The 10,580-nt window shown below is 63.7% G+C and carries 11 protein-coding genes; 3 read left to right on the top strand and 8 right to left on the bottom strand.

Translation table 11 applies throughout. The annotated features are described in order from the left end of the window. Positions 1–70: 70 nt before the first annotated feature. The 3 genes from tkt to ACE3OH_RS10170 all read right to left on the bottom strand — a co-directional run bounded on the left by tkt (position 71) and on the right by ACE3OH_RS10170 (position 4,268). Entirely contained in the window at positions 71–2,071 is a 2,001-nt protein-coding gene (tkt, locus tag ACE3OH_RS10180; RefSeq protein ID WP_374351547.1) for a transketolase, read from the bottom strand. 194 nt (positions 2,072–2,265) lie between these two features. Beyond that, the gene (rlmF, locus tag ACE3OH_RS10175; protein WP_374351544.1) at positions 2,266–3,249 is read right to left on the bottom strand and encodes a 23S rRNA (adenine(1618)-N(6))-methyltransferase RlmF; all 984 of its coding nucleotides are present in this window, start codon (positions 3,247–3,249) and stop codon (positions 2,266–2,268) included. A gap of 65 nt (positions 3,250–3,314) precedes the next feature. Beyond that, complete coding sequence (locus ACE3OH_RS10170) at positions 3,315–4,268, bottom strand: rhodanese-related sulfurtransferase (RefSeq protein WP_374351541.1); 954 nt, start codon at positions 4,266–4,268, stop codon at positions 3,315–3,317. 230 nt (positions 4,269–4,498) lie between these two features. Between ACE3OH_RS10170 and ACE3OH_RS10165 the strand changes: the two genes are divergently transcribed. Then, on the top strand, positions 4,499–4,750 hold the full coding sequence (locus ACE3OH_RS10165; protein WP_374351538.1) for a YdcH family protein: 252 nt from the start codon (positions 4,499–4,501) through the stop codon (positions 4,748–4,750). A gap of 34 nt (positions 4,751–4,784) precedes the next feature. On the opposite strand, the gene ACE3OH_RS10160 is transcribed toward ACE3OH_RS10165, so the two are convergent. Together ACE3OH_RS10160 and proB are read right to left on the bottom strand one after the other, a co-directional pair. Next, positions 4,785–5,162, bottom strand: a complete 378-nt coding sequence (locus ACE3OH_RS10160; protein ID WP_374351535.1) for a hypothetical protein — start codon at positions 5,160–5,162, stop codon at positions 4,785–4,787. A gap of 81 nt (positions 5,163–5,243) precedes the next feature. Then, the gene (proB, locus tag ACE3OH_RS10155) at positions 5,244–6,371 is read right to left on the bottom strand and encodes a glutamate 5-kinase (RefSeq protein ID WP_374351529.1); all 1,128 of its coding nucleotides are present in this window, start codon (positions 6,369–6,371) and stop codon (positions 5,244–5,246) included. Between the two features lie 39 nt (positions 6,372–6,410). On the opposite strand from proB, the gene ACE3OH_RS10150 reads away from it, so the two are divergent. Together ACE3OH_RS10150 and ACE3OH_RS10145 are read left to right on the top strand one after the other, a co-directional pair. Next, a complete protein-coding gene (locus ACE3OH_RS10150) occupies positions 6,411–7,046 on the top strand; it encodes a sulfite oxidase heme-binding subunit YedZ (RefSeq protein ID WP_374351526.1) in 636 nt (211 codons plus the stop codon). A gap of 8 nt (positions 7,047–7,054) precedes the next feature. Then, complete coding sequence (locus tag ACE3OH_RS10145) at positions 7,055–7,465, top strand: hypothetical protein (protein WP_374351523.1); 411 nt, start codon at positions 7,055–7,057, stop codon at positions 7,463–7,465. A 155-nt stretch (positions 7,466–7,620) separates the two neighbouring features. Here the strand turns inward: ACE3OH_RS10145 and ACE3OH_RS10140 are convergent, their stop codons facing one another. From ACE3OH_RS10140 to ACE3OH_RS10130, 3 genes are all read right to left on the bottom strand, one after another. Further along, positions 7,621–8,313: a DUF1266 domain-containing protein gene (locus tag ACE3OH_RS10140; RefSeq protein ID WP_374351520.1), complete on the bottom strand. Its 693-nt coding sequence runs from the start codon at positions 8,311–8,313 to the stop codon at positions 7,621–7,623. After that, the gene (locus ACE3OH_RS10135; protein WP_374351517.1) at positions 8,310–9,437 is read right to left on the bottom strand and encodes a hypothetical protein; all 1,128 of its coding nucleotides are present in this window, start codon (positions 9,435–9,437) and stop codon (positions 8,310–8,312) included. Before ACE3OH_RS10135 ends, ACE3OH_RS10140 begins: the two co-directional genes overlap by 4 nt. Next, positions 9,419–10,580, bottom strand: a 1,162-nt coding sequence (locus ACE3OH_RS10130; RefSeq protein ID WP_374351514.1) for a hypothetical protein, incomplete at its 5' end; no start/stop codon positions are given. The genes ACE3OH_RS10130 and ACE3OH_RS10135, both read right to left, overlap by 19 nt.

Below are 10,580 nucleotides of genomic sequence, written 5' to 3'. Positions count from 1 at the left end.
GCTGCGGCAGTCTTGCCTCCCTCAGGCGGCAAAGCGCACCAGCGCCCAACAGGCACTGGCGCGCAGGCGCTTAGCCAGCCAAAACCGCGCGGGCCTTGGCCACTACATTGTCGACAGTAAAGCCGAACAGCTTGAACAGCGCGCCGGCCGGGGCCGATTCGCCGAAGCTGTCCATCCCGATCACGGCGCCTTCCAGGCCCACGTACTTGCGCCAGAAGTCGCTGGTGCCGGCCTCGATGGCGACGCGCGCCACGCCACGGGGCAGCACGCTGGCCTGGTAGGCGGCATCCTGGCGGTCGAACACATTGGTCGAGGGCATCGATACCACGCGGGTTGGCGTGCCTTCGGCTTCCAGCTGCTCGCGCGCCTTCAGTGCCAATTCGATTTCCGAGCCAGTGGCGATCAGGATCAGCCTGGCGGCGCCGCCAGTCGCTTCGCGCAGCACATAGCCACCCTTGGCGATATCGGCGATCTGGCCGGCATCGCGGCTGACAAAGGGCAGATTCTGCCGGCTCAGCACCAGGCTGCTCGGGCGCTTGGCTTCTTCAATGCTGTGCGCCCAAGCCACGGCGGTTTCAGTGGTATCGCAGGGGCGCCACACATCCATATTCGGGATATAGCGCAGGGTGGCGGTCTGCTCGACTGCCTGGTGGGTCGGGCCGTCTTCGCCGAGGCCGATGGAGTCGTGGGTGAATACGAAGATCGGGTTGATCTTCATCAGCGAAGCCATGCGCAGGGCATTGCGGGCGTATTCGCTGAACATCAGGAAGGTGCCGCCATAGGGCCGCAGGCCGCCGTGCAGGGTCATGCCGTTCATGATGGCGGCCATGCCGAATTCGCGCACGCCGTAGCTGATGTAGTTGCCGTTGCCTTCGCCGTCGATCCACTTGCTGCCCGACCAGTTGGTCAGATTCGAGCCGGTCAGGTCGGCCGAGCCAGCCAAAAATTCCGGCAGCTTGGGCGAGAAGGCTTCCAGCGCGATCTGGCTGGCCTTGCGCGTGGCCACGGTCTGGGCGGCTTCATTGATCTTGGCGATGGCGGCGGCTTTGTGGGCGGCCCAGTCGCTTGGCAGTTCGCCGTTCATGCGGCGCTCGAATTCGGCAGCCAGCTCCGGATGGGCGGTGCGGTAAGCCGCGAATTTACTGTTCCAGTCAGATTCGGCAACAGCGCCCTTGGCCTTGGCGTCCCAGCCAGCATAGACATCGGCCGGAATCTCGAACGGCGCATGGGCCCAGCCCAGTGCAGCGCGGGTGGCTTCCACTTCGGCCGCGCCGAGCGCGGCGCCGTGCACATCGTGGGTGCCGGCCTTGTTCGGCGAGCCCTTGCCGATAATGGTCTTGCAGCAGATCAGCGTCGGTTTGCCGGTTTCGGCCTTGGCGGCAACGATGGCGGCGTTGACGGCATCGACATCATGGCCATCGACTCCGGCAATTACCTGCCAGCCGTACGATTCGAAGCGCTTGGGCGTGTCGTCGGTGAACCAGCCTTCCACATGGCCGTCGATCGAGATGCCGTTGTCGTCCCAGAAAGCGATCAGCTTGCCCAGGCCCCAGGTGCCGGCCAGCGAGCAGGCTTCGTGGCTGATGCCTTCCATCAGGCAGCCATCGCCCATGAATACATAGGTGTGGTGGTCGACCACGGTGTGGCCGGGGCGGTTGAACTGGGCGGCCAGCAGCTTCTCGGCCATCGCCATGCCCACCGCATTGGTAATGCCCTGGCCCAGCGGGCCGGTAGTGGTTTCCACGCCGGGCGCATAGCCATATTCGGGGTGACCGGGCGTTTTGCTGTGCAGCTGGCGGAAGTTCTGCAGCTCGCTGATCGGCAGGTCGTAGCCGGTGAGGTGCAACAGCGAGTAGATCAGCATCGAGCCGTGGCCATTGGACAGCACGAAGCGGTCGCGGTCGGCCCATTGCGGGTTGTTCGGATTGTGCTTCAGGTGGCCACCCCATAGTGCCAATGCGATTTCAGCCATGCCCATCGGGGCGCCCGGATGACCGGAATTGGCTTTCTGAACAGCATCCATGGACAGGGCACGGATTGCATTGGCGAGTTCGCTACGGGTTGCGGCCATCGGTTTCTCTCTCGGTTCGCGGGCGGGAAAAAGCATTTGGCCTGCCACATGACAGGCCAAAAAACCGGCGAATTATCCCTTTTTGGCGCCATGCGGGCAAGCCAAGTCTTTGATAAATAGCCTAAAACCCTGATGCTGCGTAGTTTTGTTACAGGCAAATCCACCCGAAAAGTTGTGCAGTGCTACAAGACGGACTACCGCCCCTGCCGCATCTTGCGCCAGGCGTTCTGCTGGCTCGGGGTGAAAAAGCTCCAGGCAACAATGCGGCTCTGCTTTTGGCCTTGCGCCATATCGATGGTGTGGCTGGCCGTGGCGCCGGCCGCTTGCAGTGCGCGGTAGATGGCCGGCAGGCTGCCCGCCTTGGACACCAGGCTGGTAAACCAGACGCAGCAGGTCGGCATGCTGGCGCTCTCGGCGATCATCCGGCAGATAAAGGCCTCCTCGCCGCCTTCGCACCACAGCTCGCCGCCATGGCCGCCGAAGTTCAGCACCGGTTGCTGGCCGGCTGCCTGCTGCTTGCCCAGATTGCGCCATTTACGCTGCGAGCCGGCGCTCGCTTGTTCCAGCGAAGCATGAAACGGCGGGTTGCACATCGACAGATCAAAGCACTCGCCAGCGTGCACCAGCTCACGGAAAAACAGCTCGGGCTGGCGCTGCAGGCGCAGCGATATGGCCGCCTGCGCCGCCGGATTGGCGGCGAGAATGCGCCCGGCATTGGCCAGCGCGTCCGCATCCACTTCGCTGCCGACAAATTGCCAGCCGTAGACGGCCTGGCCGATCAAGGGATAGATCAGATTGGCGCCACAACCGATATCCAGCACGCGGATATCCGGGCCGGTTTGCAACTTGCCATCCACGCTATCGGCCAGCAGGTCGGCCAGATAATGCAGATAGTCGGCGCGCCCAGGAATCGGCGGGCACAGATAGCCAGGCGGGATATCCCAGTCGCGGACGCCGTAATACTGGATCAGCAATGCCCGATTGAGCGCCTTGACCGCTGCCGGATCGGCAAAGTCGATCGATTCATCGCCATAGGCATTGCGGGCGACAAAGCTGGCCAGCTCGGGGCTGGCGGCGATCAGCAAGGCAAAGTCATAGCGATGCAGATGTGCATTGCGCGGGTGCAGCCCGGCCTTGATGGCGGGCGCCTGGCGCGGTGCTGCAGGTTTCTTGGACATGGATTTCCATCTGGCCGGGCGATGGCCGTAAAAGTGGGGCTGATTTCAGATGCCGAAAAACCGGTCTATTCGCTTTTCTGCTTGGCCTGCGCTGCGGCACGCGGGTCGTGGCCCATCGGGTGGGGCTCACCGCGCGCACGCGCCAGTTCGATCTGCTTCTGGCGTTCGCGAGCACTGGCGCGGGTCTTTTCGCTCAGGGTATCCCAGCAATGCGGGCAGCTGATGCCGGCCACATAGTGTGGCGATTGCCGCTCCTCGGGCGACACCGGCTCGCGACAGGCATGGCAAAGCTGGTAGTCGCCCTGGCTCAGGTCATGGCGCACCGTTACCCGGTTGTCGAACACGAAACATTCGCCCTGCCACAGGCTTTGTTCCTCTGGCACGGTCTCCAGATACTTCAGGATGCCGCCCTTGAGGTGGTATACCTCGTCAAAGCCGGCGCCCAGCATATAGCTCGATGCCTTTTCGCAGCGGATGCCGCCGGTGCAGAACATGGCGACTTTCTTGTGCTTGGCCGGGTCGAAATGCTGTTGCACATAGGCGGGGAACTCGCGAAAGCTGTCGGTATGCGGGTCGATGGCACCCTTGAAGGTACCGATCGCCACCTCGTAGTCATTGCGGGTGTCGATCAGCAACACTTCCGGGTCGGCGATCAAGGCGTTCCAGTCCTGCGGCTCGACATAGTGGCCGACCTTCTCGTTCGGATCGACATTGGGCACGCCCATGGTGACGATTTCCTGCTTGAGCTTGACCTTGGTGCGATAAAACGGCTGGCTGTCGCAATAGCTTTCCTTGTGGTCAAGGTCGTGAAAGCGCGGGTCGCGCTTGAGCCAGTCCAGTAGGCCATCAATACCGGCACGGCTGGCCGACACGGTGCCATTGATGCCCTCGCGGGCCAGCAGCAAGGTGCCTTTCACCCCATGCTGCACCATGGTGTCGTGCAAAGGCTGGCGCAGCGCCTGGTAGTCCTCGAGGGTGACGAATTTATACAGGGCGGCGACAACAATCGATTCGGTCATGCTTTTCTCCAGAAGGTCGTCCTCGCAAAGGACGGGCCGGTGAACTGCCGCAGAAACGGCAACGCCGACCTGCAAGGTCGGCGTGGGAGGCATTCTACCTCAGGCTGGCTCCTGCCCGCGCCGTGGCTGCCAAATGGCAGGGGGGAACCCAGTTGCCACAAACTTGATGCAGCGCAAAGTGCCGTTGCCTGGGCTGGCTATGCTGTGGCCTTTCGAACAAGGAGCCCACCATGCATATCGAACATCACCCCATTGCCGGCGAATTTCCCGAGTTCCGCGATGCCATCCACGCCCTGAAGATGGGCAATGCCCACTTCAAGCGCCTGATGGATGACTATGAGCTGGTCGACAAGGCCATCACCCGCGTCGAGAACGGTGAAGAGCGTCTCGACGATATGGCATTGGAGACCATGAAGAAACAGCGCCTGGCGCTCAAGGACAATATCCAGGTGATGCTGAACGAGGCCAAGGCTACTGTCTGAACCGAGATCGATCCCTGCCGATGCGGGAGATCGATCACTGGTTGCCTTTCTCGCGGCGGCGTTTATCGTCGTCGCTGCTGCGCCCTTCAGAAGTGTTTTCGCCTTCAACCGGTCGCTTGTTTTCGCCAGCCGGGGCGGCTGCGGGCGCTGCGTTGCTGTCAGATCGCAGGCGATTGCTGCTTTCCAGCGTTTCCAGCGTCCGTTTGATGCGGTTATTGCTTTCCTCGGCCTGCTTGAGGTCATTGGGTGGAATCACCACCAACTCGAGCTTTTGCGCCTTGTCGGTGCTGGCACAGGCGGCGTCGGTATAGGTGATCTTGCCGCCGGGGCCGATGCATTTATTGATCGCCCAGCCTGGCTGCGCCAGGGTGACCAGCATCAGGCTGGTCAATATGGTGGTTTTGCTAAGCATCTTTACACCTCACTACACGAATATCGACCAAGCGGACACTCAGTCCGGACATCCCCTGCCGGCAGCCGTCAGGGGCGTGGTTCATGCTGCGCTCACCACCACCAGGTTGTCGCGATGGATCAGTTCCGGCTCATCGACAAACCCGAGCGTAGCCTCTATCTGGCTCGATGGCAGGCGCACAATGCGCCGTGCGTCGGCGGCGTCGTAATTGATCAGGCCCCGCGCCACTTCCCGTCCGTCCGGGCCGGTGCAGCGCACCATCTCGCCACGCAGAAATTCGCCCTCTACCGCCACAACCCCGATCGGCAGCAGGCTGGTGCCCTGGGCCTGCACCGCACGGGCGGCACCGGCATCGAGCACGACGGTGCCGCGCACCTGCAGATGATCGGCCAGCCACTGCTTGCGTGCCGCTATCCGGCTCTGCCCGGCGGTCAGTTGCGTGCCGATTGCCTCTCCGGCTGCCAGCCGCGTCAGCACCTGTGCTTCACGGCCGCTGGCGATCACCGTGCTGGCGCCACTGCGCGCTGCGCGCTTGGCGGCGATGATCTTGGTATACATGCCGCCGGTGCCCACGCCGCTGCCGGCGCCGCCCGCCATGGCTTCCAGCTCCGGCCTGCCCGCTTCATATTCATCGACAAACTGCGCATCCGGCTGTTTGCGCGGATCGGCGGTGTACAGGCCACGCTGGTCGGTGAGGATGATCAGCGCGTCGGCATCGATCAGATTGGTGACCAGTGCGCCTAGCGTGTCGTTGTCGCCGACCTTGATTTCCGCGGTGGCCACCGTGTCGTTTTCATTGATGATGGGGATGACGCCCAGCTCCAGCAGGGTGAGCAGGGTGGAGCGGGCATTCAGATAACGGGTGCGGTCGGCCAGATCCTCATGGGTAAGCAGGATCTGCGCGGTTTTCAGGCCATGCTGGGCGAATGCGCGCTCGTAGGCCTCTACCAGCCCCATTTGCCCTACCGCTGCGGCTGCCTGCAATTCGTGAACTGCACTGGGCCGCTTCGGCCAGCCCAGCCGGGCAATGCCTTCGGCAATGGCACCGGAGCTGACCAGTACCAATTGACGACCCAGCCCGGCCAGGGCGGCCATCTGCTCGGCCCAGCGTTGCAGGGCGGCATGGTCCAGGCCGCGGCCATCATTGGTCACCAGCGAGGAGCCAACCTTGACAACCAGGCGCTGGGCAGTCTGTATACAGCTTTGCATAGGGAACCCACGGGAAATGGTGGCGACGAAACGCCAATTATGCCGACAGAATACCGCAGCACCTACGACCAAGCCATCATGAAGCCTGCCCATCTCCCCCGCCTGAAAGCCGCCCTGTTCATCATCTGCCTGCTGCCCATTGCCCGTGGCGCCTGGATCGTGCTCAGTGGCGCGGCCATCAATCCGGTCGAATTCATCATCCGCTCACTGGGCACCTGGGGGCTTACTGCGCTACTGGCGACGCTGGCCATCACGCCGCTACGGCGACTCAGCGGCTGGAACTGGCTGGTCAAACTGCGGCGCATGCTGGGCCTGTTTGCCTTTTTCTACATTTCCCTGCATTTCGCCGTCTATATCTGGCTGGACAAGTTTTTCGAGCTGCCGGCCATTCTGCGCGATATCTACAAGCGTCCGTTCATTACCGTCGGCTTTGCTGCGTTTATCCTGCTGATTCCGCTGGCGATCACCTCTACCGATGCCATGATGCGGCGCCTCAAGCGCAACTGGGTGCGCCTGCATTGGCTGGTGTATCCGATCGCGATGGCGGGCGTGCTGCATTACTGGTGGCTGGTCAAGCGTGACCATACCCAGCCGCTGATTTACGCCCTATGCCTTGCCCTGCTGCTTGCTGCGCGGCTGTGGTGGCGCTTGCGCAAAGCGCCGGCAGCGACTTGAATGGCTGGATGGCAACGATTCCACCCAAGGTCTGGCTAGGTGACGACGGCATCCTGCGTATCGATTACGGGATGCGGCCGCGCATTGAGCTCGATGCGATCCGCTTTGCCTATCAGGAACACTTGCGCATTGCGCCGCGCCCCCTGCCGGTGCTGATACTTGGCCAGGGCACCATGGCTGCCACCCCCGAGGCGGAGGCCTTCAGTTCCGGCCCCGAGGTGCGGGCGGTCAGCCGGGCGGTGGCGGTGGTGGTCAGCAATCAGCTGGCGCGCATGGCGGTGCGCTTCTACCTGCGCTTTCGCCCGCCTTCCTATCCGTTTCGGGCCTTTGCCAATCAAGAAGAGGCTCTGGCTTGGCTGCACCAGTATGTCGTGCCGCCGCAAGCGCCCGAGCATGCCACCGCGACCTCTCTCGAGTAGGCCTTGCCATATCGGATCGCCAAGCTACCAGGCTCCGGACAGTGATGCGGCCTGCTTTGCCAGTTATGGCTGCGTTGCGGCCGAGCGCTGGCTTGGCCCCCGCTGCATTTGAATGTCGGTTTCGTCAGGCGGTCGTACACGCGCGGCCACTGGGGCTAGCCGCGGTCTGCCGGGGACGGTATGGCCCAGGCCGCAGCCTGCTGCGGTGTGGGCCAAGGCAAATCGTGCCAGGGGTGTTGTGATTGTTTCACCCAGCGTGCTACGTCTTGCTCGCTGAATGACTGGCCCAGGCTGTCGGCGCGCGAATTGGCCACCCACTGGCGGCGGCCACGTGCCCAGGCGCTGCCATAGTCTTGCCAGCTGCCAAAGCACTCGCTGGCGCGTAGCAGATTCAGCTGCAGGATCTGCCACTCGCTGGCTTCGTCCAGCCAACCGATCAGCGCCGCAGTGCGGCACAGGAAGGTGACGCGGGCACAGGCAAAGGCCAGGGCGGCGCGCGGGTCATCGTCGTCGCGCAGCTTGTCCAGGGTGAGCCGATACCATTGGCTGGCAAGGCGTTGCGGCAGGGCGGCCTTGAGGGCGGCATCGTCCAGCTCCGCCCGCAGGCCCAGCTCATGCAGCAGTACGCGGCGCAAGCTGGCGACCAGATTGTCGGATAGGCGCGGCGCCACCTCATCGGCAAAGCCGCCATCCATGGCGCCCACGGCCTGCGGGTGCGCCAAGGCCAGTGCGGCATTTTGGCCCGGGCCAAGCACATAGCGCGGTGCCTGCGGCTTGGGTGCGCTATTGCGCCTGGCCAGATAGGCGCCCAGCCAGACCAGGGCGACGGCGCCGCCGAGCAGACTCATGGTCGCCCCGCTTGTTGCTGCGCATTGACGGCTGCTACCCCGGCAGTCAGCGCCTTGCCGTGCAGGCCGGCTGGCTGGCGCGCCAGTACCAGCCATTGCGCCAGCGGGCTGAGCGTGGGCAGCAGGCCGATCAGGCCCGGTTGGCGGCGGATCAGTGCCAGCTGGTCGGCCTCGCGCTCGATTGCCTCGATGGGCAGCCAGCCATCGGTGCTGCGGAAAATGTGCATCTTGATCGCATCGGCCGGTGTGTCTGCGGTAGTGGGCAGCTGGTTCAACAGGCCAAGCAGCTCGTCGCGGTAGCGGGCTATCGGCGGGCGGTTCTGCTTGCCCTTGATCTGGTCGATCTGCAAACGACCGCCTTCGCTCACGATCGCGCTGATGGTGATATGTGGTTCCTGATTGGCGCTGCGGTAGGAAAACAGGCGCAGCTTGCCGGCGCTGCAGGCGCTCGCATACTGCTCGCCATAGCCGCCGCTCAACTCATTGCGCTGGGCAAACTGGCCGAGGCAGTGGCGCATCATCTGGCTCTCGTAAGCCATTTCGGCGCGCAGCACGGGGCTGTCCGGCAGCAATTCGACAAACTGGCCAAGCGCGCCCTGATGCACGACGCGCACCGCTGCCGGCTGGTGGCTGCGCCAACCGGCAGCCGCGCGTGCCTGGAACGCGGCATGCTCGGCCGCCCAGCGTTGCAGCGCCTGTGGGGCGGTAATGCGCATCAGCTTGCCGGCCAGCGCCGTGCCCTGCCGTGCCAGCAAAAATTCGACACAGCGTTGCTCCAGCGCCAGCAGGGCTTCGCTATCCGGCACCAGCCACCACATGGCGGCGCCATTGCCCTGCTTCGGTTGCAGGCGCCGCGCCACCCAGTCCGGCACAGGGGCCGGAGCGAACAGGGCGCGGGCGCGTTCCTCGCTGCGCAGCTGCTCCAGCGCCGGCACGGCTGCCTGGAAGTTGCCGATCAGATGGCGAAAAAAATGGTTGAGCAGCCAGGCGCGTACCTCCTCCGGGTCGCCGCGCGCCTGGCTGCGCCGCTCGATCGCCTGCCGCACCGACGGCGCATTGACCACATCACGTGCCCCATAGCTGCTGGCAGCCTGGGGCGGCTCGCCTACCAGACTTTCCACCATGGTCCTTTTACCTTGGCTCGGGCTTCTTTCAGGGCTGCGCGGATTTCCGTCGCCTGGCCGGCATCGTAGTCATTGCCCGCCTTGACGAAGCTCAGCCCCTCTTCGAACAAGGCTATGGCCTGCTCGTGGCGACCGGCCTCGGCATACATCACCCCGGCATAGTGGTTGGCATAGGTCGAGCGGATGGCGCGTACATCGGCCAGCGAGCGCTCCAGCCGCAGCAATGCGTCTTCCGGCTGGGTAACGCGGATGCGCAGCAAGAGCAACACCAGGTCGATGTGGTAGGCAAAGCGACGCTTGTCCTGATCTTCTTCGTCCAGTTCCGACCACCAGTGATCCAGCCGTTCCAGCCAGATCGGAATCTCGTTGCGTCGACCCAGATCGATCAGGGCTGCGGTGACATCGTCGAAATGGTCGGTGGGGTTGTAGCGGCTGTAGCCGCGTTCCTGAACGTAGTGCCACAGCGCCTCGGCCGCCTTGACCGACTCTTCCTTGCGTTCGGCCATGCGATGGCAGGCAAATACGCCATCGTAGTGCTCGGCAAACGGGCTGCTGGCGATGCCTTTGTAATGCAATGGCAAGGCGCGGTCGGGTTGTTCGAGGTCGTAGCGGTAGCGGATCGCCAGGTTGTTGCACATCATCGAGTAGACATGCTTGTCGCCATCGCGCATCAGGCCTTCGCCGGTCTCGAAGAAATGTTCGAACTGGCGTACGCCGTCTTCGTAATAGCGGGTGGCAAGGGCCTCGGCCGCATCGGGGCGCTGGTCGTTTTCTTCGATACCGCCACCCAGTGCGCCATAGCTGAGCCATACGCCGATGTTGTAGCTCCAGCTGCCGCAACCGGCCATCACATAGGGCATGGCGAGCGCAGCTTCCAGGCCGTAGTGCGCGATGCGGCACTCCCACAGCCCCTGGATTTCGGTCGGCGTGGCGTAGTTGCGATCCTGAGCGGCTCGTTCGTACAGGGCGATGGCCGCCTGATAGTCGCCGCGCGCCTGTGCCACCTGGGCATCGTGGCTGATCAGTGCCGGGTGCACCGGCTGCTTGGCGCGCGCCAGCGCCAGGAAACGGGCAGCAAAGCTGGCCGGATCTTCATTGCCGGCTACCCAGCTGTGCTCGCCACTGGCTGCGGTGGCCAGGGTG

Source organism: Chitinimonas sp. (genome assembly GCF_041904975.1).
Classification (GTDB): domain Bacteria; phylum Pseudomonadota; class Gammaproteobacteria; order Burkholderiales; family Chitinimonadaceae; genus Chitinimonas.
This window is presented reverse-complemented; position numbering and strand designations above follow the sequence as displayed.